20 protein-coding genes are annotated in these 23333 nt (G+C 63.8%); 13 read left to right on the forward strand and 7 right to left on the reverse strand.

The genetic code is table 11. The annotated features are described in order from the left end of the window. The first annotated feature begins 77 nt into the window (after window positions 1-77). From M1E16_RS24380 to trxA, 3 genes are all read left to right on the forward strand, one after another. The gene (locus M1E16_RS24380) at window positions 78-548 is read left to right on the forward strand and encodes a YbaY family lipoprotein (RefSeq protein ID WP_458128591.1); all 471 of its coding nucleotides are present in this window, start codon (window positions 78-80) and stop codon (window positions 546-548) included. After that, complete coding sequence (locus M1E16_RS24385) at window positions 545-1201, forward strand: class I SAM-dependent methyltransferase (RefSeq protein WP_458128592.1); 657 nt, start codon at window positions 545-547, stop codon at window positions 1199-1201. Before M1E16_RS24380 ends, M1E16_RS24385 begins: the two co-directional genes overlap by 4 nt. 188 nt (window positions 1202-1389) lie before the next feature. Further along, window positions 1390-2262, forward strand: a complete 873-nt coding sequence (gene trxA / locus M1E16_RS24390) for a thioredoxin (protein ID WP_458128593.1) — start codon at window positions 1390-1392, stop codon at window positions 2260-2262. Here the strand turns inward: trxA and M1E16_RS24395 are convergent. Continuing rightward, window positions 2256-2603: a hypothetical protein gene (locus M1E16_RS24395; protein ID WP_434627832.1), complete on the reverse strand. Its 348-nt coding sequence runs from the start codon at window positions 2601-2603 to the stop codon at window positions 2256-2258. The two genes, trxA and M1E16_RS24395, sit on opposite strands and share 7 nt — an antisense overlap. Window positions 2604-2723: 120 nt before the next feature. On the opposite strand from M1E16_RS24395, the gene M1E16_RS24400 reads away from it, so the two are divergent. The 5 genes from M1E16_RS24400 (at window position 2724) to M1E16_RS24420 (ending at window position 6881) form a co-directional block, all read left to right on the forward strand. Next, window positions 2724-3308 carry a DUF2796 domain-containing protein gene (locus tag M1E16_RS24400; protein WP_458128594.1) on the forward strand — a complete coding sequence of 195 codons (585 nt, stop codon included), beginning with the start codon at window positions 2724-2726 and terminating at the stop codon, window positions 3306-3308. Between the two features lie 137 nt (window positions 3309-3445). Next, window positions 3446-4156, forward strand: a complete 711-nt coding sequence (locus M1E16_RS24405) for an ABC transporter ATP-binding protein (RefSeq protein WP_434571519.1) — start codon at window positions 3446-3448, stop codon at window positions 4154-4156. Between the two features lies 1 nt (window position 4157). Continuing rightward, complete coding sequence (locus M1E16_RS24410; protein ID WP_458128595.1) at window positions 4158-5423, forward strand: ABC transporter permease; 1266 nt, start codon at window positions 4158-4160, stop codon at window positions 5421-5423. A gap of 11 nt (window positions 5424-5434) precedes the next feature. Further along, complete coding sequence (locus tag M1E16_RS24415; protein ID WP_434571515.1) at window positions 5435-5953, forward strand: DUF3299 domain-containing protein; 519 nt, start codon at window positions 5435-5437, stop codon at window positions 5951-5953. 229 nt (window positions 5954-6182) lie between these two features. Continuing rightward, window positions 6183-6881: an OmpW/AlkL family protein gene (locus M1E16_RS24420; RefSeq protein ID WP_458128596.1), complete on the forward strand. Its 699-nt coding sequence runs from the start codon at window positions 6183-6185 to the stop codon at window positions 6879-6881. A gap of 135 nt (window positions 6882-7016) precedes the next feature. Here M1E16_RS24420 and M1E16_RS24425 read toward each other — a convergent pair whose 3' ends face one another. Next, window positions 7017-7946: an NAD-dependent epimerase/dehydratase family protein gene (locus tag M1E16_RS24425; protein WP_458128597.1), complete on the reverse strand. Its 930-nt coding sequence runs from the start codon at window positions 7944-7946 to the stop codon at window positions 7017-7019. Further along, window positions 7939-8823 carry a sugar nucleotide-binding protein gene (locus tag M1E16_RS24430; protein ID WP_434571510.1) on the reverse strand — a complete coding sequence of 295 codons (885 nt, stop codon included), beginning with the start codon at window positions 8821-8823 and terminating at the stop codon, window positions 7939-7941. Before M1E16_RS24430 ends, M1E16_RS24425 begins: the two co-directional genes overlap by 8 nt. A 294-nt stretch (window positions 8824-9117) precedes the next feature. Here M1E16_RS24430 and M1E16_RS24435 point away from each other — a divergent pair, with 294 nt between their 5' ends. Beyond that, complete coding sequence (locus M1E16_RS24435) at window positions 9118-13431, forward strand: DEAD/DEAH box helicase (protein ID WP_458128598.1); 4314 nt, start codon at window positions 9118-9120, stop codon at window positions 13429-13431. Between the two features lie 130 nt (window positions 13432-13561). On the opposite strand, the gene M1E16_RS24440 is transcribed toward M1E16_RS24435, so the two are convergent. Beyond that, entirely contained in the window at window positions 13562-15673 is a 2112-nt protein-coding gene (locus M1E16_RS24440; RefSeq protein WP_458128599.1) for a mechanosensitive ion channel family protein, read from the reverse strand. 287 nt (window positions 15674-15960) lie between these two features. Here M1E16_RS24440 and M1E16_RS24445 point away from each other — a divergent pair, with 287 nt between their 5' ends. From M1E16_RS24445 to M1E16_RS24460, 4 genes are read left to right on the forward strand one after another with little or no spacing between them, the layout of a single operon-like run. Then, window positions 15961-16887: a DUF72 domain-containing protein gene (locus M1E16_RS24445; RefSeq protein ID WP_434627811.1), complete on the forward strand. Its 927-nt coding sequence runs from the start codon at window positions 15961-15963 to the stop codon at window positions 16885-16887. Continuing rightward, on the forward strand, window positions 16884-17696 hold the full coding sequence (locus M1E16_RS24450; protein WP_305498461.1) for an endonuclease/exonuclease/phosphatase family protein: 813 nt from the start codon (window positions 16884-16886) through the stop codon (window positions 17694-17696). The genes M1E16_RS24445 and M1E16_RS24450 overlap by 4 nt, the downstream gene beginning before the upstream one ends. Next, window positions 17693-18991, forward strand: coding sequence for a cardiolipin synthase ClsB (gene clsB / locus M1E16_RS24455; RefSeq protein WP_434627806.1), 1299 nt, complete (start codon window positions 17693-17695; stop codon window positions 18989-18991). The genes M1E16_RS24450 and clsB overlap by 4 nt, the downstream gene beginning before the upstream one ends. Then, the gene (locus M1E16_RS24460; protein WP_434655281.1) at window positions 18978-19979 is read left to right on the forward strand and encodes a lysylphosphatidylglycerol synthase domain-containing protein; all 1002 of its coding nucleotides are present in this window, start codon (window positions 18978-18980) and stop codon (window positions 19977-19979) included. The genes clsB and M1E16_RS24460 overlap by 14 nt, the downstream gene beginning before the upstream one ends. A gap of 149 nt (window positions 19980-20128) precedes the next feature. Here the strand turns inward: M1E16_RS24460 and M1E16_RS24465 are convergent, their stop codons facing one another. From M1E16_RS24465 to M1E16_RS24475, 3 genes are all read right to left on the reverse strand, one after another. Next, window positions 20129-20887 carry an alpha/beta hydrolase family protein gene (locus M1E16_RS24465; RefSeq protein WP_434571500.1) on the reverse strand — a complete coding sequence of 253 codons (759 nt, stop codon included), beginning with the start codon at window positions 20885-20887 and terminating at the stop codon, window positions 20129-20131. Continuing rightward, entirely contained in the window at window positions 20877-21986 is a 1110-nt protein-coding gene (locus M1E16_RS24470) for a DUF3182 family protein (protein WP_458128600.1), read from the reverse strand. The genes M1E16_RS24465 and M1E16_RS24470 overlap by 11 nt, the downstream gene beginning before the upstream one ends. A gap of 322 nt (window positions 21987-22308) precedes the next feature. Further along, a complete protein-coding gene (locus M1E16_RS24475) occupies window positions 22309-23301 on the reverse strand; it encodes a GlxA family transcriptional regulator (RefSeq protein WP_458128601.1) in 993 nt (330 codons plus the stop codon). Window positions 23302-23333 lie beyond the last annotated feature (32 nt).

Here is a 23333-nt window from a genome sequence, read left to right on the forward strand (position 1 = left end):
AAGACAAGCCATAGGGTTTACGGTATACAGACGGGCCTATTGTAAGACCCACGGAATTCACCTTGCTGGAGCCACCCATGCCGCTACGATCGCTCGTTTTGCTCAGTCTCTTCAGCCTGCTGATGGCGTGCAGCAGCGACGCCCCCAAGCCCGCTGCCCCCACCCCGGCCCCGGCCCCAGCGCCGAAACAGGCCCAGGAAAAGGCCCGGCAGGCCACCGAGCTTGGCCCGCTGCCGGCCCATCAGCGCGAATTGAGCGGCACCCTGCAAGGCGTACCGGCCGGCGCCGAAGTCGAACTGGCGCTACTGGTGATCGATGACAAGGACCGCCCGCAACAACTGCTCGCCAGCTCCAGCCTGATCGGCACCAACCAGGCGCTGCCCTTTCGCCTGCGCTTCAATCCGGAAGCGTTCCCGGTCGGCGCCCGTGTCGAGTTGCGCGGCCGCGCCAGCCAGTCCGGCCAACTGATCCTGCATCTGCCGGAACAACGCATCACGCAACCGACCACCCAGGCGCTGGGCGTCCTGCAATTCGTCAAAGCTCCATGAAGGCACCGCAGCACCTGCAAAATGCCTTGGTCGAGCTGCTGGGCGATGCGCGCCTGGTGTCCTGTGCGCTACCCGGCACCGACCTGGCGTTGTGGCTGATCGACGGCGAGAACATGGACCGCGCCTTCAGCCCGGAGGAAACCCGCCGCATCCTCCACGAACCGCCTTACTGGAGTTTCTGCTGGGCCAGCGGCCTGGCGCTGGCCCGCTACCTGGCCGAACACCCGCAGTGGGTCGAGGGCAAGCGGGTACTGGATTTCGGCGCCGGCTCCGGCGTGGCGGGTATCGCGGCGATCAAGGCCGGGGCGCGCGAAGTGGTGGCCTGCGACCTGGATCCATTGGCGCTTGCCGCGTCACGGGCCAACGCCGCGCTTAACGGCGTAGAACTGAATTATTCAGCGGACTTTTTCGCCGAAGCCGATTGCTTCGACCTGATCCTGGTCGCCGATGTGCTTTATGACCGGGCCAACCTGCCGTTGCTCGACCAGTTCCTCAGCCGTGGCCGCGAGGCGCTGGTGGCGGACTCCCGGGTGCGCGATTTCCAGCATCCGCTGTATCGCCATATTGAAATGCTCGAAGCCATGACTCTGCCGGACCTGGCCGAGCCGGAGGAGTTTCGGCATGTGAGCCTGTACCACGCGCGGCGCGACTGAAAGCTTCGCGAGCAGGCTCGCTCCCACAAGGGATTTTGTTCAGTTAACAGAAGTTGCCGGCACCACAAAACACTGTGGGAGCGAGCCTGCTCGCGAAAGCGGTGCATCAGGCGCCGCAAGTCCCGACTTTCAGCCATCCCCCACCAAGCCGTATAGTTGCCCCATTCAAGCGTTCTACGAGACTTCCCATGACCCAGGACACGCCGTACATCTTCGACGCCACCACTGCCGATTTCGACCAGTCGGTAATCGCCAACTCCTTCCACAAACCGGTGCTGGTGGATTTCTGGGCCGAGTGGTGTGCGCCGTGCAAGGCGCTGATGCCGATGCTGCAAGGCATCGCCGAGAGCTACCAGGGTGAACTGCTGCTGGCCAAGGTCAACTGCGACATCGAGCAGGACATCGTCGCCCGCTTCGGCATTCGCAGCCTGCCCACCGTTGTGTTGTTCAAGGACGGCCAGCCGGTCGACGGCTTTGCCGGTGCCCAGCCGGAATCGGCGGTGCGGGCAATGCTCGAACCCCATGTGCAGATGCCGCCGCCAGCCACCGCCGATCCGCTGGAACAAGCCCAGGCGCTGTTCGACGACGGTCGTTTCGCCGACGCCGAAGCCCTGCTCAAGGCACTGCTGGTGGAAGACAACAGCAACGCCAAGGCGCTGATCCTCTATGCCCGCTGCCTGACCGAGCGCGGCGAGCTGGACGAAGCGCAGACAGTTCTGGATGCCGTGAAAAGTGACGAGCACAAGGCCGCACTGGCCGCTGCCAAGGCGCAGATCCAGTTCCTCGGCCTGGCCAAGGACCTGCCGGACGCCGCCGACCTGAAGGCGCGCCTGGCGAAAGACCCACAGGATGATGAAGCGGTGTATCAACTGGCGATCCAGCAACTGGCGCGCCAGCAGTACGAACCCGCCCTCGATGCGCTGCTCAAGCTGTTCATCCGCAATCGCAGCTACAGCGAAGGCCTGCCGCACAAGACCTTGCTCCAAGTGTTCGAGCTGCTGGGCAATGATCACCCGCTGGTGACGACCTATCGCCGCAAGCTGTTCGCCGCGCTTTACTGACCGACCCAGCTGTAGAGCGGCGTATCCCCGCCGCTCAGCACCTTGACCTCGGCGCTGTGGCGCAGGCGCACCAACAGCCGCTTGCCGGACGAAGCGCTGCCGGTCAGGCCTTCCAGCTGCTCCAGCAAGTCCGGGCCGGTCAATTGCCCGGCCTTGCGCAGCAGCTCCTTGGCGATCTGCCATTGGGCATCGTCCTGACTCGCCGGCCTGGCCGACGGTGTCGTCGCAACCTCGGACTTGGCCACCTGCAACTGTGCGCCGAGCTGCGCCCAGTCGCCTTCATCCATCTCTATCGTCAAGTCCACCGGCCACTCGCCGACGGTTCCGCGTATCCGCAACATCACCGTGCTCCTGAAGATTTCATCTACGCATGCTCCCATGGGCCTTGCGCGACGCCAAGCAGACGGTCAAACTCTGCGCACTTTCGTTATAAGATTACATAACCTTTCCGGAGACTCGTCATGCGTCGTCTGCTTCTCGCTTTGCCGTTCGCCCTGCTGCCGTTGGCTGTCGCTCACGCGGCCGTCGAGCATGATCACGACCATGACCATGAGCACGGCAGCCTCGGCGCCCATGAACACGGCGTCGCTCGGCTGAACGCCGCGCTGGACCGCCAGACCCTGGAACTGGAGCTGGAGAGCCCGGCGATGAACCTGGTCGGCTTCGAACACGCCGCCACCAGCGATGCCGACAAGGCCAAGGTCGCCGCCGTGCGGGCGCAGCTGGAAAAACCCCTGGCGCTGTTCAACCTGCCAGCCGCGGCCAATTGCACCGTGGCCCAGCAGGAGCTGGAGAGCCCGCTTTTCGGCGATGAGCCGGACCATGAAGACCACGATGAAGACGGCGACGAGCATCACGACGAGCACAGCGAGATCCATGCCCACTACCAGTTCACCTGCGAGGTTCCGGGCACCTTGAAGAACCTGGACCTGGCGACCCTGTTCAAAACCTTCCCGGCCACCCAGAAAATTCAGGTACAACTGATCAGCCCGAGCGGTCAGCAAGGTGTTGAAGTAACGGCAAAGGCGCCGGCACTGAAATTCTAAGCACACCGAAAACCTATTGTGGGAGCGAGCTTGCTCGCGATGAGGCCAGCACATCCAACAAAGATGTTGCCTGACATATCGCTATCGCGAGCAAGCTCGCTCCCACAGGTGCCTCCATAACCCTTGAAATCGGCGACATGACCCAAGCACTCATCGAACTGTCCGACCTGGGCTTCAGCTGGCCCGGGCATCCGCTCTTGCTGGATATCCCGGCGTTTCGCCTGGAGGCCGGTGAAACCCTGTTCCTCAAGGGCCCCAGCGGCAGCGGCAAGACCACGTTGCTGGGGCTGCTGGGCGGTGTGCAGACACCGGATCGCGGCAGCATACGCCTGCTCGGCCAGGAACTCAGCGAACTGGGCGCCGGCCGCCGCGACCGCTTTCGCGTGGACCATACCGGCTACATTTTCCAGCAGTTCAACCTGCTGCCATTTCTCTCGGTGCGCGAAAACGTCGAGCTGCCCTGCCATTTCTCGACATTGCGCGCGCAACGGGCGAAGCAACGCCATGGCAGCGTCGATCAAGCCGCCGCCACGCTGCTGGCTCATCTCGGGCTGAGCGATTCGAGCCTGCTGGATCGCCGCGCCGACTCATTGTCCATCGGCCAGCAACAACGGGTCGCCGCCGCCCGCGCGCTGATCGGCCAACCGGAACTGGTGATTGCCGACGAGCCGACCTCGGCGCTGGATTACGACGCCCGGGAAAACTTCCTGCGGCTGCTCTTCGCCGAATGCCGCGAAGCCGGTTCGAGCCTGCTGTTTGTCAGCCACGACCAGAGCCTGGCGCCGTTGTTCGATCGCCACCTCTCGCTGGCCGATCTCAATCGCGCCGCCACGCCACTCGAGGTCTGAGATGTATTTGTTCCGTCTAGCCATGGCCAGCCTGGCGAACCGCCGCTTCACGGCGATCCTCACCGCTTTTGCCATTGCCCTCTCCGTCTGCCTGCTGCTGGCCGTGGAGCGCGTGCGTACCGAGGCGCGGGCCAGTTTCGCCAGCACCATCAGCGGCACCGACCTGATTGTCGGCGCTCGCTCCGGTTCGGTGAACCTGCTGCTGTACTCGGTGTTTCGCATCGGCAACGCCACCAATAACATTCGCTGGGACAGCTTCGAGCAGTTCGCCAACAACCCGAAAGTGAAATGGGCGATCCCCATGTCCCTTGGCGATTCCCATCGCGGTTATCGAGTGATGGGCACCACCGACGCCTACTTCGAGCATTACCAGTACGGTCGCCGGCAGCATCTGGAACTGGCGGACGGCCGGGCATTCGCCAGCGATCCGTTCGAAGTGGTGCTCGGAGCTGAAGTGGCCGAGGCGCTGCATTACAAACTCGGCGAAAAACTGGTGCTGGCCCACGGCGTGGCGGCCATCAGCCTGGTCAAGCATGATGACAAACCATTCACCGTGGTCGGGATTCTCAAGCGCACCGGCACCCCGGTGGACCGTACGCTGCACATTAGCCTCGGCGGCATGGAGGCGATCCATGTCGACTGGAAAAATGGCGTACCGGCCCAGGGCAACGGCCGTATCAGCGCCGACCAGGCCCGCAACATGGACCTTACGCCCAAGGCCATTACCGCGTTCATGCTTGGCCTCAACAGCAAGATTTCCACGTTTGCGCTGCAACGGGAAATCAACGAATTCCGTGGCGAGCCGCTGCTGGCGATCCTGCCCGGTGTGGCGCTGCAAGAGTTGTGGAGCCTGATGGGCACGGCGGAAAAAGCCTTGTTCGTGATTTCACTGTTCGTGGTGCTGACCGGCTTGATCGGCATGCTCACGGCAATCCTCACCAGCCTCAACGAGCGCCGCCGGGAAATGGCAATCCTGCGCTCGGTGGGCGCGCGGCCGTGGCACATCGCAACGCTGCTGGTGCTCGAAGCCTTTGCGCTGGCCTTGGCCGGAGTCACCGCCGGGCTGGCCTTGCTGTACATCGGCATCGCCGTCGCCCAGGGTTACGTGCAGTCGGCCTACGGCCTGTATCTGCCCCTGGGCTGGCCGAGCGAGTATGAATGGACGCTGCTGGCTGGCATTCTGGTCGCCGCCCTGCTGATGGGCAGCGTGCCGGCCTGGCGCGCCTATCGCCAATCGCTGGCCGATGGCCTGTCGATCCGTTTATGAGGACGTTGAAAATGCCCCGCGCCCTGCTTGCGCTGTTGATGCTGGTCAGCCTGCCATTGTGGGCGGCCGAGCCGAGAGACCTGGCCTGGTCGGAAATGATCCCGCCGGACGCGCCGCCGGAAGTGCCGAACATGACGCCCCTGCATGACCTGTCGAAAATGAGCGACGCCCTGGCCGCCGAGTCCGCGCCGGCGGCCCGGCAGGACATGCCCAACGCCCCGGTGGTCAAGGCCCTGGACGGCCAGCAGATTCGCTTGCCGGGTTATATCGTGCCGCTGGAAGTCAGCGAGGAAGGCCGCACGACCGACTTCCTGCTGGTGCCGTATTTCGGCGCCTGCATCCACGTGCCGCCTCCGCCGTCGAACCAGATCGTGCACGTGAAAAGCGAAGTCGGGGTCAAGCTCGACGAGCTTTATCAACCGTACTGGGTGGAAGGACCGATGCAGGTCAAGCCATCCACCAGTGAACTGGCCGATGCCGGGTATCAGATGGAGGCGCAGAAGATTTATGTGTATGAGCTGCCGGAGTGAATCTGGTAGCCGATGGTTGCCAGTGAAATAGCATTCGCGAGCAGGCTCGCTCCCACAGGGTTCAGCGTCGGACACAAGATTTGTGTTCACAGCCGATCCACTGTGGGAGCGAGCCTGCTCGCGAAGCCTCAAGACCCACTCATCACACATTCATTGAGCTGAGTCAAAAGACCGCTCCAGACGGCTTCGTAACATGGGACATCCTTTTTGAATGTTCTCCGGAGCCCCCATGCAAAAGTCTCTGCTCAGCGCTTCCCTCGTCGCCCTCGCGCTCGGGGCACCACTCGCCCAGGCCCATACCGCCGGCGATATCATCGTTCGCGCCGGCGCCATCACCGTCAATCCGGATGCCGACAGTTCCAGCGTCAAGGTCGACCGTGGCCCGCTGGCCGGTGCCGACCTGGGCGGCAAGGCGACCATGAGCAGCGACACTCAGTTGGGCCTGAACTTCGCCTACATGCTCACCGACAATTGGGGGATCGAGCTGCTGGCGGCCTCGCCATTCGAGCACGACGTGAAAATCAAAGGCACCGCCCTGGGCGCGGCCAACGGCAAGCTCGGCACACTCAAGCACTTGCCGCCGACCCTGAGCCTGGTCTACTACCCGCTCGACGCCAAGTCGGCCTTCCAGCCTTACGTCGGCGCCGGCATCAACTACACCTGGATCTATGACGAACACGTCGGCAGCGACGCCAGCGCCAACGGTTTCAGCAACTTCCGGGCGAGCAACAGCTGGGGCATGGCGTGGCAAGTCGGCGCCGACTACATGCTGACGGACAACATCATGATCAACGGCCAGGTCCGCTACATCGACATCGACACCACCGCCTATGTCGACAACAACGCGGTGGCCGGCGGAACGCGGGCCAAGGTTGACGTGGACGTGGATCCGTTCGTCTACATGGTGGGGTTGGGTTACAAGTTCTGAGCCGAACCTGAAGGAACGAAAGCCCCTGTGGGAGCGAGCTCGCTCGCGATGACGGTGGATCAGTCGGCAATAATGTTGACTGACCCACCGCTATCGCGAGCAAGCTCGCTCCCACAGTTTTTTGGCTGGTGAAACTCAGCGCCCGAGCAACCGCGCCAGGCCCACGCTCATCGGCGTTTGCGCCGGCAAGTCGAAACGCTCCAACAACCGTCGGTTATCAGCCCGCGAATGGCGAATGTCGCCGGAGCGCGCCGGGCCGTAGCTGATCGCGGGCAAATCCCCGACCACGTCGGCCAGGGCCTGGAGCATCTGCTTGAGCGTGGTGGCCTGGTTCCAGCCGACATTCACCGCGCCCGCTTGCACTTCAGGTTTCTCGATGGCCTGCACCAGCACCTGTACCAGGTCTTCCACGTAGACGAAATCCCGGGTCTGCTCGCCGTCGCCGAACACGCTGATCGGCAAGCCTTTCTGGGCCCGCTCGCTGAAAATGCTGATGACCCCCGAGTATGGCGAGGACGGATCCTGGCGTGGACCGTAGATGTTGAAGAAGCGGAACACCACCGGCTCGAGATCGTGCTGGCGCCGGTAGAAGTCGAGGTAGAACTCGCTCGCCAGCTTGTCCGAAGCGTAGGGCGTAAGCGGAGCCTTGGAGGTGTCTTCGTCGATGGACTGGCCTTCGCCATTGTTGCCATAGACTGCGGCGCTGGAGGCGAACAGCACCCGTTTCACGCCCGCCTGGCGCATGGCCTCGCAGACATTCAGGGTGCCGATGAAATTGCTCTGGTGGGTGCGTACCGGGTCGTCAACCGAGGCTTGCACCGAGGCCACCGCCGCCAGGTGCGCCACCGCGCTGCACCCGGCCATGGCCCGGGCGACCAGCGCCGCATCGGCGACGTCGCCTTCGATCAGTTCGACTGCCGGGTTGTCCAGCGGCAGGTTGCTGCGCTTGCCGGTGGACAAGTCATCAAGAATGCGCACCGAATGGCCGTTGGCGAGCAACGCGTCGGTCAAGTGCGAACCGATGAAACCGGCGCCGCCGGTGATTAAAACAGGGCCTTTAGCCATGGCGATAAAACCTATCCAGTAAGCCCGGGAGTGCGGCGCGCCAGGCGCGTGGCTTGATCCCGAAAGTGTGCAGAATTTTCTTGCAGGCCAGCACCGCGTGCTGCGGTTCTTCGGCGGCGTCCGGCCGCGCGGCGTGGGCCTGGGGCGTGGGTGACTCGATGGCCAGCGGGTGCAGGGCGCGGGCTTCGGTAAGAATTGCCTGGCCCAGCGCCAGCGGCGTCGTCGCCTCGTGTCCGGCGTAATGGTACGTGCCCCACAGCGGCGCCGCGCAATCGAGTTGCTTGAGCACCGAAATGATCACCCGCGCCGCATCGTCAACCGGTGTCGGATTACCCCGGCGGTCGTCGGCCAGCAGCAGCTCTTCGGGCTGCTCGGCCCGGGCCAGGAACCGTCCGAGGATGCCATCGGCGCTGTCGTCCAGCAGCCAGCCAAAACGCAGCAGCACATGCTGCGGACAGGTGGCGCGCACGCTTTGCTCGATGCGCCACAGTGCCTGGCCACGCAAGCCCAGGGGCACCGGCTCGTCTTTTTCGCTGTAGGCGGTGGCGCGCGAGCCGTCGAATACACGGTAACTCGAGGGTTGCACCAGGACGATGTTGTGATGCTGGCACAGTTCGGCCAGGCGCTCGACCGCCCGCTCCTGGCTCGCCAGGCGCTGCTCGCTGACGGTCTCGGCCTGGAACCAGTCGAAGTAGTACGCCAGGTTGATCAAGGCGTCCGGCCGGGTGTCGTCGAGCAACTGCGTCAGGCTCGCGGCATCCCAGCCATCTTCGGGCGGGCGGGGGGCAAGAAAACCGATGTCTTCTTCTGCACCGAGGCGAATCAGCGCCTGCCCAAGGGCATTTCCGCCGCCCAGTAACATAAGGCGCATTCGCATAAAGTCAGCAGGCCCAGTCTGTTGGCACAAGAATTTTGGTCGACAACGCCCGTGGGCGTGGTCGGAATCGTTGCATTTTGCGGGTTTAGTGCGCAACCGTCATCCGTAATGTGCAGATAGTGGGTCTGGTGGACTTCAAGGGCCCTTCGCGAGCAGGCTCGCTCCCACAGGGGATCTCAAGTGCGCACGCAATCCTTGTGGGAGCGAGCCTGCTCGCGAAGGGGCCTGAACAGGCAATAGAGATCCCGGACGGTACTTGCATCCTACCCACCCCACCCGCCTAAACTGCCCCTCATGAATCTGCCCCTTCCAGCCGACCACGCCATGGCAGGCTTTCACCCCGCCGTTCGCGCCTGGTTCAGCCAGACATTCCCGGCGGTCACCGCCGCCCAAGCCCGGGCGTGGCCGTTGATCAGCCAACGGCGTTCGGTGCTGGTCGCGGCGCCCACCGGCTCGGGCAAGACCCTGACGGCGTTTCTCGCGGTGCTCGATGACCTGGTGCATCGCGGCCTGGAGCAAGGCGGTCTACCGGACCAGACCCTGGTGGTCTACGTCTCGCCGCTCAAGGCGTTGAGCAACGATATCCGCATCAATCTGCAAAATCCCCTGGCCGGCATCACCGAGCAGTTGCAACGAATGGGCTTGCCGACGTTGCCCATCACCACGGCGGTGCGCACCGGCGACACACCGCAAAAAGATCGCACGGCGATGCGCAAGACCGCGCCGCACATCCTGGTGACCACGCCCGAATCTCTCTACGTGCTGCTCGGTTCCGATTCCGGCCGGCAGATGCTCGCCAGCACGCGCACGGTGATCATTGATGAAATCCACGCCATCGCCGCGAGCAAACGCGGCAGCCACCTGGCCTTGAGCCTGGAGCGACTGCAAGCGCTGTGCGCCGAACCGCTGGTGCGCATCGGACTGTCCGCCACGCAAAAACCCATCGAAGCGGTGTCGCGCTTTCTCGTCGGCCAGGGACGCACCTGTGAAATCGTCGACATCGGCCACGCCCGCCCACGGGACCTGGACATCGAAGTACCGCCCGTGCCGCTTTCGGCGGTGATGGCCAACGATGTCTGGGAACTGGTCTACAACCGGCTCGCCGAACTGGCCCGGCAACATCGGACCACGCTGGTGTTCGTCAATACCCGGCGCCTGGCCGAGCGCCTGAGCCGGCATTTGAGCGAGCGCCTGGGCAAGGAGGCGGTGGCGGCCCATCACGGCAGCCTGGCCAAGGAGTTTCGCCTCGACGCCGAACAACGCCTCAAGCGCGGCGAACTGCAGGTATTGATCGCCACCGCGTCCCTGGAGCTGGGCATCGATATCGGCGATGTCGATCTGGTCTGCCAGATCGCCTCGCCCCGTTCGATTTCGGCGTTCCTGCAAAGGGTCGGACGCTCCGGCCACCAGGTCGGCGGCACGCCAAAGGGGCGTCTGTTCGCCACCACTCGCGACGACCTGATCGAGTGCGTCGCCCTGCTCGACTGCGTGCGCCGTGGCGAGCTGGACATCCTGCACATCCCCGAGGCGCCGCTGGATGTGCTGGCGCAGCAGATCGTCGCCGAGGTCAGTTGCCAGGAATGGCACGAACAGGCATTGCTGGAGATGTTCCGCCGTGCCTCGCCCTACGCCGAACTCGACGAAGGCCATTACCAGGCGCTGTTGCAGATGCTCGCCGAGGGCGTCAATGGCCGCCAGGGTGTGCGCAGCGCGTACCTGCATCGCGACGCGGTCAGCCGGACCTTGCGCGGGCGCCGAGGCAGCAAGCTCACCGCCGTGACCAGCGGCGGCACGATTCCGGACAATGCCGACTACAGCGTGCTGCTCGAACCCCAGGGCCTGAATATCGGCAGCGTCAACGAAGACTTCGCGGTCGAGAGCATTGCCGGCGACGTGTTCCAGCTGGGCAATACCTCGTACCGGATCATCCGCGTCGAAAGTGGCCGCGTGCGGGTCGAGGACGCCCAGGGCCAACCGCCGACCATCCCGTTCTGGCTCGGCGAAGCCCCGGGGCGCAGCGCCGAGTTGTCCCAGGCCGTGGCCCGCCTGCAAGCCCGCCTGGATGAATTGCTCGGCGCCACACCGGGCAATCTGCAACCGGCCCTCGACTGGCTGACCGGGACCCTGCAACTGAACCTCGCCAGCGCCGAGCAACTGCTCGATTACCTCGCCCCGGCGCGCCTGGCCTTCGGCGCCCTGCCGTCCCAGGACACGCTGCTGATGGAGCGCTTTTTCGACGAATCCGGCGGTACGCAACTGATCATCCACACGCCGTTCGGCAGCCGCATCAACCGCGCCTGGGGCCTGGCCCTGCGCAAGCGTTTCTGCCGCACGTTCAATTTCGAATTGCAGGCCGCCGCCAGCGAAGACGCCATCGTGCTCTCGTTATCCACCAGCCACAGCTTCGAGCTGGACGAGGTCTGGCGTTACCTCAACAGCCACAGCGCCGAACAGATCCTGATCCAGGCGGTGCTGGATGCGCCGTTGTTCGGGGTGCGCTGGCGCTGGAACGCCGGCGTGGCCCTGGCGTTGCCGCGTTACGCCGGTGGGCGCAAGGTCGCGCCGCAGATCCAGCGCATGAAGAGCGAGGACTTGATCGCCAGCGTATTCCCCGATCAGATCGCCTGTCTGGAGAACCTCGCCGGCGAGCGAGAGATTCCCGACCACCCGCTGGTGGAACAGACTCTCGACGATTGCCTGCACGAAGCCATGGACAGCGAAGGCTGGCTGGCCCTGTTGCGACGCATGGAAGCGGGCGAGATCCGCCTGGTCAGCCGCGACCTGCCGGCGCCCTCGCCCCTGGCGGCGGAAATTCTCAGTGCCCGGCCCTACACCTTTCTCGACGACGCGCCCCTGGAAGAACGCCGCACCCAAGCGGTGATCAATCGCCGCTGGAGCGATCCGCAATCCACCGATGACCTCGGCGCGCTGGACGCCGAAGCGATTCAGGCGGTGCGGGAAGAGGCCTGGCCAACGCCGAGCAATATCGATGAAATCCATGAAGCGCTGATGAGCCTGGCGTGCATCGCCGACAGCGAAGCCGACGCCGAGCCGTCGTGGCTGGAGGGCTTGCGGACCCTGGCCGAGCGCGGTCGCGCCAGCCATGTGCGGATCAGCGAGGAGCGTGGTTTGTGGGTACCGCTGGAACGGCTGACGTGCCTGCAAGCAATTTATCCACAGGCCCGATGGCAGCCGCCGCTGACGCCACTTTCGGGGTTTGATGAGCAGTGGGACAGCGACGACGCCGTGGTCGAGGTGCTGCGGGCGCGACTCAGCGCCTTCGGCCCGCAGCCGCTGACGGCGATCGCCTATCCGCTGGGGTTGTCACCCGCGCAAGCGACCCAGGCCCTGGCCCAACTGGAGCAGCAGGGGTATGTGCTGCGCGGTCGGTTTACGCCGGGCACCGGGCAGGAAGAATGGTGCGAGCGGCACCTGCTGGCGCGGATCCACCGCTACACGGTCAAGCGCCTGCGCCGGGAAATCGAGCCGGTGACGCTGCAGGATTTCATGCGATTCCTCTTCGACTGGCAGCACCTGTCGCCGTCCACCCAAGGCCGGGGCAGCGCCGTGCTGCCGTCGATCGTCAGCCAGTTCGAAGGTTACCCGGCCGCCGCCTCGGCCTGGGACAGCGACCTGCTGCCGGCGCGGATCAAGGATTATTCAGCGAGCTGGCTCGACGAACTGTGTCGCAGCGGCAAGTTTGTCTGGACGCGCCTGAGCGCCCGCCAGAAGCTGTCCGCCAGCGCCTTGCGCAGCACGCCGATCGTCTTGCTGCCGCGCCGCCAGGTCGGGCTTTGGAGCAGCCTGGCCGAGCAGACGCCGCTCGACGAGTTGTCGCCGAGGACGCAAAAAGTCCACCAGGCCCTCAGCGAGCACGGCGCATTGTTTTTCGATGAGTTGCTGCACGAAGCCCATCTGCTGCGCAGCGAACTGGAAAGCGCCTTGCAGGAACTGGTGGGCGCCGGGCTGGTGAACGCCGACAGCTTCGCCGGGCTGCGAGCCTTGATCACTCCCGCCAGCAAGCGCCAGGCCCGCAGCAGCCGGCGCGGGCGTGGAGCGTTTGTCGGCGGCATGGACGACGCCGGGCGCTGGGCCTTGTTGCGCCGCAGTTCGCCTGCTGCGCAACCGGGTAAGCGGCCAGCGCCGACTGCACCCGAGACCTTGGAACACATCGCCATGACCCTGCTGCGCCGTTACGGCGTGGTGTTCTGGCGGCTGCTGGAGCGCGAGGCCGATTGGCTGCCGAGCTGGCGCGAGTTGCTGCGCACCTTCCATCGCCTGGAGGCACGCGGCGAGATTCGCGGCGGGCGGTTTGTCAGCGGGCTGGCCGGCGAGCAATTTGCCTTGCCCGAAGCCATTCCCCTGCTGCGCGAAACGCGGCGCCGCCCCAGCGATGGCAGCCTGATCGCGGTGTGTGGGGTGGATCCGCTGAACCTCGCCGGGACCTTGCTGCCGGGGGCGAAAATGCCGGCGCTGGCGAGTAATCGACTGGTGTATCGCGATGGGTTGCCGGTGGCGGCGCTGATTGCCGGCAAGCCGCAGTTCTGGGTGGAGGTGGATGCTCAAGGGATGGCTGAGATTCGCACCCAGTTGATTCAACGCCGTTAGCCAGACACACAAGGCCCGTGGCGAGGGAGCTTGCTCCCGCTGGGCTGTGCAACAGCCCCCGGCTCATCGATCGTCTGAAAAAGCGACGACTGCTGCGCAGCCGAGCGGGAGCAAGCTCCCTCGCCACGGGTTATTGCGCAGGCTGGTCGGACGGCTTCGATGGAGGCTGCGACGATGGCTCTGAATGCTCCGCTGGTGCATCCAACCGCTTCGGCATCACCACCTGCTGTGGATAAGTCTGCGCAAAATGCACCGACGGTTCGTTATCCACAAGCTTCTTGAGCCGCTGGTTGAACGCCCGGCTCACCGCATATTGACCACCCGACACAGTGCGGAACTGGGCAGTGAGCACCAGCCCGTTGAGGTCCATCTTGTCCACGCCGAACACATCTAGCGGCCCTTGCAGGTTGAACTTGAGGAACGGGTCTTCGGAAATCGAATCGCCGGCCTCGCGGATCAGTTCGATGGCACGGTCCACATCGGTGTCGTAGGTAAACTGCACCGAGAAAAACGCAAAGGCGAATTGCCGGGACTGGTTGGTCACGGCCTTGATCTGCCCGAACGGCACCGAATGCACGAACCCCTTGCCGTCGCGCAGGCGCAGGGTGCGGATGGTCAGGCCTTCGACGGTGCCGGCGTGGCCGGAGCTGAGTACCACCCAGTCACCGATGGACAGCGTGTCTTCGATGATGATGAACAACCCGGTGATCACGTCCTGTACCAGTTGCTGCGAACCAAAACCGATCGCCAGCCCCACCACCCCGGCGCCGGCCAGCAACGGTGCGACGTTGATGCCCAGGTTGGCCATGGTGGTGATCGCGCAGATCACCACCAGGATGATCTTGGCGGCGTTGCGCAGCAGCGGCAGGATGGTCTTGACTCGCGTGCTGGGTTGGCGGGCGCCGCGCTTGTTGAGCGGCGGCTTGAGAGCCTCCTGGATCGCCGTGTCGAGCACCACCCAGGTCAGCCAGGTCATCAGGAAGATCAGGCCGATGCGGCTCAAGGAATCACTGATCGCCCGACCCACGGCGTTGCGCGAAGCGAATTCGAACAGGGAAATCCCCCAGATCCGCCCGAGGATTTCAATGAATGCCACCGCCATGACGATGCGCAACAACGCATGCAACAGACTCAACAATCGTCCCTTGTAGGCGCTGTTGCGCTGGATGGCTTCGGCCTTGGGCGACTTGAAGACGTGTTGGAATATGGTGCTGAGGAACACCATCGCGATCAACAGGATGGTGGTGAACAGGGCGCAACGCAGGGCTTTCTGGTTGTCTTCGCCGACGCCGATCAGGCTCACCGCCGACACCAGCACCATCAGCAGGATCGGCCAGTACCAGAGACCGGAAAAAATCCGCAAGGACTCCTGCAACGCCGGCTGTTTCAAGCGCTGGGCCAACGGTCGGTTGCGGATCAGGTGGGCCACCGGCCGGCGCATATGGATCACCAGCCAGCCAAAGATCATCGACGCCGACAGCCCGGTGAACACCGCAACGCTGCTGGTGATATTGCCGCCCAGTTGCCGGGCGATCTGCGGGCTGGTCAGTGCATCGCTGAGGGCGGCCAGGAAGCCGATCAGGAACAACGGCCGCGGGGTGAAACGACGAAGCATCGCCACCGCTCGCCGTTTGTGCCCGGCGTTGAACATCACGATCACGCAAAGCAGCACCGACGTGGAAAAAATACCGCTGCTGGTGGCGTAGGCGAAACACAGCGCCAGGGCGCGACCGACCGAGACTTGCAGGAAGTGGCTGACGTAGAGGGTCAGCGGCAGGCAGGCCACGGCAGGCAAGGTGTAGGGCAGCACATAGCCGAGCACGTCCAGCACCCGCTGGCGGGTGCGTAGCCAGCGACGCCGGCGCAAGCGGCGCACCAGCAATCGCGCACCGGTCCATATCAGCGCAAACGTCCCCAGCCATACGCCCGAGAGCAGCAGGAAATCCCCCGCCACGCGCCATGTGGAACGGGACGTCTGGTCCACCAGGCGATCGACCTCGTCCGCCGCCCGGTCCGCCCGCAGGCGCCAGGCATCCACCAGGCTCTGGTTGAGATCGAGCTTGTCCTGGACGTCGTCGATGCTCGAACTGATCGCGCCCAGCAAACCGCCCTGCACCAGCGGTTCGGGTTCGGCGGGGGCTTCACTGGGATTCGAGACGCCAGGGACAGCAGCGGTCCCGTAGGCGCTGGTGCCGGTCAGCGTCAGCAGGACCAACAGCAATACGGTGCTCAATCGAGACAAAACGCGGGGCTCCTTTGCACGGGACAAGTAAGGAACTGATCAAGAATCAGCCGGCAAGTTCGCCAGAAAGGTCAATGCATGCCCTTGTGGTGAGGGGATTTATCCCCGCTGGGTTGCGCAGCAGTGCCCAAAAAAAACAGGGCCGCTGCGCGCCCCAGCGGGAGCAAGCTCCCTCGCCACGGGTCCACTTCTTCCCCGCCGCCGGGCACTCCACCGAAACTTTCCAGCCCGCGCGGCGGTCATCAAAAGACACAGGCGGTACGAGGTCATTGGCACGGGAGGGATACATGACGGCGATCCACATTGGCATTTCCGGTTGGCGCTACACGCCTTGGCGGGGGGATTTCTACCCCAAGGGGCTGGCTCAGAAGCGGGAACTGCAATTCGCCTCTCGCGCGGTCAACAGCATCGAAATCAATGGATCGTTCTACGCCCTGCAACGTCCCGAACGGTATGCCCAGTGGTACGCCGAGACGCCGGACGACTTTGTCTTCAGCGTCAAGGCGCCAAGGTTCATCACCCACATCAAGCGCCTGCGGGACATCCACAAGCCGCTGGCGAACTTCTTCGCTTCCGGGGTGCTGGAGCTCAAGGAAAAACTCGGGGCCATCCTCTGGCAGTTTCCTCCGAGCTTCAAATTCGACCCCGAGCTGTTCGAAGACTTCCTCAAGCAACTGCCCCACGACACCGAAGCCGCCGCCGCGCTGGCGCGGGAGCACGAACCGCGCCTGGACGGCCACGCCAGCACAACGACCGACAAGAAGCGTGCGCTGCGCCATGCCGTCGAAATCCGTCATGAGAGCTTTATCGATCCACGCTTCGTCGCCCTGCTCAAACGTTACGACGTCGCCCTGGTGGTGGCGGATACCGCTGGAAAATGGCCGTATCGCGAGGACGTCACCAGCGATTTCGTCTATCTGCGCCTGCACGGCGCCGAAGAGTTGTACGCCAGCGGCTATACCGACGAGGCGCTGAAGCGCTGGGGCGACCGGATCGAAGCCTGGAGCCACGGCACTCAGCCGAGTGACGCCCACCTGATCGATCCGAAAAAGAAACCCCGGGCGCGCAAGAGCCGGGAAGTGTTCTGCTATTTCGACAACGACATCAAAGTCCGCGCGCCGTATGACGCGCGCCACCTGCTGGAGCGCTTCGACCTGGACAAGCATCTCGCCACCGCTCCCGGCGTGCGCCCGGCCGAAGGGGTATTGCCATGACTACGCCAGAATCCAGCGAAGCCACCCGTGACCCGACCCAGCAATCGTTGCGGGATTTCGAACGGGTCAGCCGCTTCACCGTCCTGACGGTCAATACACACAAGGGGTTCACCGCCCTGAACCGGCGTTTCATCCTGCCGGAACTGCGCGAAGCCGTGCGCAGCGTTTCCGCCGACGTAGTGTTCCTGCAAGAAGTGCATGGCACCCACGAGCACCACCCCCAGCGCTACAGCAACTGGCCAAGCATCCCGCAATACGAGTTCCTCGCCGATACCCTCTGGCCGCAGTTCGCCTACGGGCGCAACGCGGTGTACCCGGCGGGGGACCATGGCAACGCGTTGCTGTCGAAATTCCAGATCATTCGCCACGAGAACCTCGACGTCTCCATCAGCGGCCATGAAAGCCGCGGCATGCTCCACAGCGTGCTGCGTCTGCCGGGTGGCGAAGGCCAGGACGTGCATGCGATCTGTGTGCACCTGGGGTTGCGCGAAGGTCATCGCGTCGAGCAACTGAAACTGCTTTGCCAGCGCCTGAGCGAGCTGCCGCCTGAAGCGCCCGTGATTGTTGCCGGTGACTTCAACGATTGGCGCGGCAAGGCCAATGACCTGCTCGCCCCCTGCGGCCTGCGGGAGGTATTCGCCGAACAATGGGGCAAGCCGGCCCGCAGCTTTCCGGCACGCCTGCCGATCCTGCGCCTGGACCGCATCTACGTGCGCAACCTCAAGGCCCATCACGCCAAAGTATTGAATGTACGTCCCTGGTCGCACCTTTCCGACCACGCACCGCTGTCGGTGGAGATCGAATTATGAGCGCGACGATGAACAAGGCAACGGTGGAAAAGATCGAGGTCCCGCCGACCGAGAGCAACCCGGCGCTGAACGATATCGAATACGGCTGGCACGGCAACAACCGTGTCACGCTACTGGAAAATGGCGAGGAATATTTCCCACGGGTTTTCGAGGCAATTCGCCGTGCCCAGGAAGAAATTCTCTTGGAGACTTTCATTCTGTTCGAGGACAAGGTCGGCTTTGAACTGCGCGACCTGCTGGTGGATGCGGCCAAGCGTGGAGTGCGTATTACCGTCAATCTCGACGGTTTCGGTTGTGGCGAACTGACCACCGGGTTTCTCGCGTCGTTGAGCGAGGCCGGGGTGCGCCTGCAGATGTTCGACCCGGCTCCGAGGCACCTGGGCATCCGCACCAACTGGTTCCGCCGCCTGCACCGCAAGATCGTGGTGGTGGACGGTGTGATCGCGTTTATAGGCGGGATCAATTTCTCCGCCGACCATCTGGGCGACTTCGGTCCCGAGGCCAAGCAGGATTACTCCGTGGAGATCAAGGGCCCGGCGGTGGTGGATATCCATCATTTTGCGCTGCTCCAGACCGGCCGGCCGGGCCGGGCCAAATACTGGTGGCAACGCCGCCGCAGTCGTCGCACCGAATTGGCGTTCAATGATCATGACGGCCAGGTGCGCCTGGTCTATCGCGACAACCATGAGCACCAGACCGACATCGAGGAGGTCTACCTGCAAGTGCTGCGCAGCGCCCAGCGGCGGGTAGTGATCGCCAATGCCTATTTCTTCCCCGGCTACCGGTTGCTGCGCGAAATCCGCAACGCCGCCCGGCGTGGCGTGGAGGTGCGGCTGATCCTGCAGGGGCAACCGGACATGATGATCGCCAAGCTTGCCGCGCGGATGCTCTACGACTATCTGCTCAAGGCCGGCGTGACGATCTATGAATATTGCGAGCGGCCGCTGCACGGCAAGGTCGCCCTGGTGGATGAGGACTGGAGTACCGTCGGCTCGAGCAACCTCGACCCGTTGAGCCTGTCCCTGAACCTGGAAGCCAACGTGCTGATCCGCGACCGTGCATTCAACCGCGAGCTGTTCGAGCGCCTCGATCACTTGAGCCGCACCCATTGCACCATCATGCCCGAGAACCACGCCCCGCGCGGGCTGCTCTGGCGCATGACCATCGGTTTCATGGTGTTCCACTTCCTGCGTCACTTCCCGGCCTGGGCCGGATGGCTGCCGGCCCATAAACCGCGTCTGAAACCTTTTTCACCGCCGACGGCGGTCCGGAGCGAACCCCATGAACCACTCTGAAGCGCACACCGCGCCGAGAGACGCCCAGGCGCCGGAACAGGCCAAGCCGAAGTCGCGCTGGAGCCGCTGGAAACGCCCGCTGACGCTGGCTTTTTTCCTGCTGCTGATTGTGCTGTTCACCGCGTTGGCGCGCCGCATCGACTGGTCCGAAGTATTCGCCACCCTGGCGGATTTCAAGCTGCGCACGCTGCTGATCGCCGCCGCGCTGACGATCACCAGTTTCATCACCTACGCCTGCTTCGACTTGATCGGTCGCACCTACATCCGGCAGAAGCTCGGCTGGCGGCAGATTCTGCCGGTGGGGGTGATCAGTTATGCCTTCAACCTGAATCTCAGTGCCTGGGTCGGCGGCATCGCCATGCGCTATCGGCTGTATTCGCGGCTCGGCGTCAGCACTGGCAACATCGCCAAGATTCTCGGCCTGAGCCTGGCCACCAACTGGTTCGGCTACATGACCCTGGCCGGCGTAGTGTTCAGCAGCGGCCTGGTGACCATGCCACCGGGCTGGAAGCTGAGCAGTAATGCGCTGCAAGGCGTCGGCGTGCTGCTGTTGCTGGCCAGTGCCGGTTACCTGGCGGCCTGCCGTTTCTCCAGGCGCCGTGCCTGGACGATTCGCGGCATGGAAATCAATCTGCCGTCCCTGCGCATGGCCGTCCTGCAATTGGCACTGGGCGCGCTGAACTGGTCGCTGATGGCGGCGGTGATCTTTACCTTGCTGCCGAGCAAACTGGACTATCCCGTGGTGCTGGGGGTGTTGTTGATCAGCAGCATCGCCGGGGTGATTACCCATATCCCCGCCGGGCTCGGAGTGCTGGAAGCGGTGTTCGTCGCGCTGCTGCAGCATGAAGTGTCGCGAGGCAGCCTGATCGCGGGACTGATTGCCTACCGGGCGATCTACTTCATCCTGCCATTGCTGATTACCGTGGTGATGTATCTGGTGATCGAGGCGAAGGCCAAGGCGTTGCGGGTCAAGCCTGGGCTCAAGTGATGCGGCGCCTGGCATGGCGCCTTCGTCGGAACGCCGCCCGGAGCAGGCTCGCTCCCACAAGAGACCTGTGTGAACCCGGGCTCAGACTTTCTGCGAGTCCTTGTGGGAGCGAGCCTGCTCGCGAAGAGGCCCGCCAGGACACCAGCTGTCTACCGCTCCTGAATGATGCTCAACCGCTCGCCCACCACCATCTCCGTGATCCAGCTCACCAGGATCGAGGTGTAGGCCTGCTGTGACACGGGGTCACTCAGGGAATGGTCGGCGCCATCGATGATCCGATGAGTCAACGAGTGAGTCTGCTGGCAGGCGGCCCGGTAGCTCATGATCGTGGCGTGGGGCACATGATCGTCCGTCTCCGACTCCACCAGCAGCACATCCCCGGTGAATTGCGCGCAGGCGTGCAAGGCCCGGTTGGTATCGGCGTGCACCAGGGTGCTGCGGTAATCGAGCAGGTCAGCCTTGTCGAGGTCGCGCTTGGGCGTGTGCCATTGCTCGTCGCGGTACAGCGCCGGCACCCGCAGGGCCAGCCAGCGCACCGGTCGCAATGAGGTAAGGATCGAGGCCAGGTAACCACCGTAGCTGGTACCGACCACCGCGATCGCCGAGGTGTCCAGGGCCGGATGGGCGAGCAACCGGTCGTAGGCCGCCAGCAAGTCCCGCAGGTTGTCCTCGCGCGTGACCCGCGACAGCGGAATCCCGGCCCCACCGGTGTGGCCGCGCAAGTCAAAGGTCAGGCACACGCAGCCCAGGCCGGCGATGCCTTTGGCCCGCTCTAGATCTCGCTCCTGGCTGCCGCCCCAACCGTGTACGAACAACACACCGGGAACCTTCGACTTGGGGCTGAGGAAGGTTCCATTCATGTGTTCATCATCAATCGCAATCTGGATGGTTTCGCTTCTAGCCGTCATAGGATTGAACCGTTACGTATTTGAGTAGGAAATCACCATTTTCCGCAGCGCCGCGATAAACCTCCGTGGCGCCGGGCGGCAGCGGTTGGTCGGTGTAGGTTTCGACTGAGGACACCCGAACCGCGCGGATCGATGGGTCCTCGATGAACACCTGCAAGGCAGCCAGTTCCGCGCTGCTGGCGCCGCCCATTCGCCAGGATTGCTCCAGCACGCCACCGCGAGGCTGGCCCCCGGTATCCGTCCCTTGGGCAATGTCGTAGTTGCGCCGCGAAGCAAAGAACGTGGGGAAAGCCTGGTTGGCGGCGTCATCGAATACCTGCGCCAGCCGGACCGCTTCGCGCACATCGTCCGGCAATTCCAGGCCGAGAAGCTCGATGTAGCCCCCTTGCGCCACCAGCAGGTCGGAGCCGCCGTAGACCTCTTCCCCTTCGTTGTCGTGGGTCAGGTGCTGCACGCCGCAGTAGCTCAAGACCTTGCCGTTGATGAAGCTTTGGCCGACGCTCTGGGTCTTGACCTCACTGAGATTCTGTTCCAGCACGATTCCCTCGCTGAACAATGCCTGGGCGTCTGGAGCCGCGACGATTTCATCGAATTGCCCGATGCTCCGGATGACTCGCTGGCCACGTCCGGCGCAAGCATGGATTGGCTTGAAGCGAATCGGCCCGGCGTAGAGCAAGTGCTCGGCAGCCTGGCGCGCATCCTTGAGCGAAAACACGCTGATGCCGTCGAGCACAACGCCCCGGGTCAGCTTGGCGAACAGCGGTGACCAGCCCTTCGGCGCGACCGCATCCTTATTCAACAGACCATGGGCAATCGCCTTGGTGCAGATGAAATCGTGGTCGACGTAACCGCCCCAAAGATCGTCCGGTCCCTTGACGCCCAGGCGCAACGCAGCCTCGGGACCGATCAGGGTTTGCGTAGGCAACAGGTACAGATCCCGCCCGGCGTGTTGCTGGCTGTCGTAACTGCCGCCGAACTCCAGGCCAAGGATATTCGCCAGCCAGCGCGCCAGCGCCCGATTGGTCTCGACTTCATGCAGGGGTGCCTGGGGATTGACCGAGTGGGCCACTACACATTTGTCACGATGAATCTGGGTCATGCGTTGTCCTTTCAACTGCGCTAAATAGCCGTAGCTATAAGGATTGCAGAGATCAGGCCAACGGCACGGCGGGGGACGAACGGTCAAGGAATCGGGGGGATGAACGGATAATGTGGCACCGGGCCTGTTTCATTCTGCACGACGGGAAGCGGATGTCCGGCAATTTGCATGACAACTCAAGCCAGCATTTTCCCGTGGCGAGGGAGCTTGCTCCCGCTGGGCTGCGCAGCAGCCCCAACTTTAAACTGACAAACCGCGGTGCACATTATTCGGGGGCTTCACCCCCAGCGGGAGCAAGCTCCCTCGCCACAGAGGCTCCGTGTCAGCCTTTGGCAGCACTCGGGTTCACCCCGAACCTTGCCCGGTAATCACTCGGCGCCAGCCCGGTGATTTTCTTGAACGTCGCTCGAAAGGCGCCCGGATCCTGATAACCGACGGTCCAGGCAATGTGGTCGATGGTACCGTTGGTGTACTCCAGCATTTCCCGGGCCTTGCCGACCCGCAGATGCTGACAGTATTCGGTGGGTTTGAGGCCGGTAGCCGCGCGAAACCGGCGCAGGAACGTGCGTTCCTCCAGCCCGGCCTGTTCGGCCATCGCGCCAAGGGAAACATCCACCGCGCCGCTGCGTTGCAACCAGTGCTGGACCTTCAGGATCGCTGCGTCGCCGTGACCCAGGATCGGCGCGAAATTGCTGCCGCACTGGCTCGCGCTGTCGCTGTGCTCGATCACCAGAAACTGCGCGGTGCGTGTGGCGATGCCGGGGCCGAGCAAGCGGTCCACCAGCCGCAGCCCGAGCTCCGACCAGGCCATGAGCCCGGCGGTGGTGATCAGGTCGCCGTCGTCGACAATGGGTTTATCGGCGTTGAGCTTGATCTTCGGATAACGTGCCGCAAAGGTCTTGGCCGAGGTCCAGTGGGTCGTGGCACTACGCCCATCCAGCAAACCGCTTTCGGCCAGCAGGATCGAGCCGACGCAAACCCCGCCCAGTACCGTGCCGCTAGCGTGTTGCGCCCGGAGCCAATCCATCAGCGTCTGTGTTGCGACAGCTTCATTGAAGCCGGCAATGGACGGTGGGATCAACAAGGCGACCAGTGGCGCGTGCGGACCGGTATCACTGGCAAACACCCGCGACGGCATTTCTCCGCCCGCCGTTTGCCAGTGGCTCACGCGTAGCCGCGGCAGCTGCACACTGGCATGCTCCGCCGCAATGCCATCCGCCACGGCAAACAGATCGGTCAAACCATGCACCGCGGCCATTTGCGCGCCGGGGTAGATCAGCACGCCGAGTTCGACGAATGCCTGTTCCTGCGCCATTGTCAGTTTTCCCTCGCCTATTGTCGTTACGG

It is taken from the genome of Pseudomonas sp. Z2-11 (assembly GCF_054161305.1).

Coding starts and splice junctions, on each gene's coding strand:
- M1E16_RS24400 (WP_458128594.1), top strand. CDS start 2,724: ATGCGTCGTCTGCTTCTCGCTTTGCCGTTCGCCCTGCTGCCGTTGGCT.
- M1E16_RS24405 (WP_434571519.1), top strand. CDS start 3,446: ATGACCCAAGCACTCATCGAACTGTCCGACCTGGGCTTCAGCTGGCCC.
- M1E16_RS24385 (WP_458128592.1), top strand. CDS start 545: ATGAAGGCACCGCAGCACCTGCAAAATGCCTTGGTCGAGCTGCTGGGC.
- M1E16_RS24410 (WP_458128595.1), top strand. CDS start 4,158: ATGTATTTGTTCCGTCTAGCCATGGCCAGCCTGGCGAACCGCCGCTTC.
- M1E16_RS24470 (WP_458128600.1), bottom strand. CDS start 21,986: ATGACCCAGATTCATCGTGACAAATGTGTAGTGGCCCACTCGGTCAAT.
- M1E16_RS24465 (WP_434571500.1), bottom strand. CDS start 20,887: ATGACGGCTAGAAGCGAAACCATCCAGATTGCGATTGATGATGAACAC.
- M1E16_RS24475 (WP_458128601.1), bottom strand. CDS start 23,301: ATGGCGCAGGAACAGGCATTCGTCGAACTCGGCGTGCTGATCTACCCC.
- M1E16_RS24415 (WP_434571515.1), top strand. CDS start 5,435: ATGCCCCGCGCCCTGCTTGCGCTGTTGATGCTGGTCAGCCTGCCATTG.
- M1E16_RS24430 (WP_434571510.1), bottom strand. CDS start 8,823: ATGCGAATGCGCCTTATGTTACTGGGCGGCGGAAATGCCCTTGGGCAG.
- M1E16_RS24445 (WP_434627811.1), top strand. CDS start 15,961: ATGACGGCGATCCACATTGGCATTTCCGGTTGGCGCTACACGCCTTGG.
- M1E16_RS24420 (WP_458128596.1), top strand. CDS start 6,183: ATGCAAAAGTCTCTGCTCAGCGCTTCCCTCGTCGCCCTCGCGCTCGGG.
- M1E16_RS24395 (WP_434627832.1), bottom strand. CDS start 2,603: ATGTTGCGGATACGCGGAACCGTCGGCGAGTGGCCGGTGGACTTGACG.
- trxA (WP_458128593.1), top strand. CDS start 1,390: ATGACCCAGGACACGCCGTACATCTTCGACGCCACCACTGCCGATTTC.
- M1E16_RS24425 (WP_458128597.1), bottom strand. CDS start 7,946: ATGGCTAAAGGCCCTGTTTTAATCACCGGCGGCGCCGGTTTCATCGGT.
- M1E16_RS24460 (WP_434655281.1), top strand. CDS start 18,978: ATGAACCACTCTGAAGCGCACACCGCGCCGAGAGACGCCCAGGCGCCG.
- M1E16_RS24380 (WP_458128591.1), top strand. CDS start 78: ATGCCGCTACGATCGCTCGTTTTGCTCAGTCTCTTCAGCCTGCTGATG.
- M1E16_RS24450 (WP_305498461.1), top strand. CDS start 16,884: ATGACTACGCCAGAATCCAGCGAAGCCACCCGTGACCCGACCCAGCAA.
- M1E16_RS24435 (WP_458128598.1), top strand. CDS start 9,118: ATGAATCTGCCCCTTCCAGCCGACCACGCCATGGCAGGCTTTCACCCC.
- clsB (WP_434627806.1), top strand. CDS start 17,693: ATGAGCGCGACGATGAACAAGGCAACGGTGGAAAAGATCGAGGTCCCG.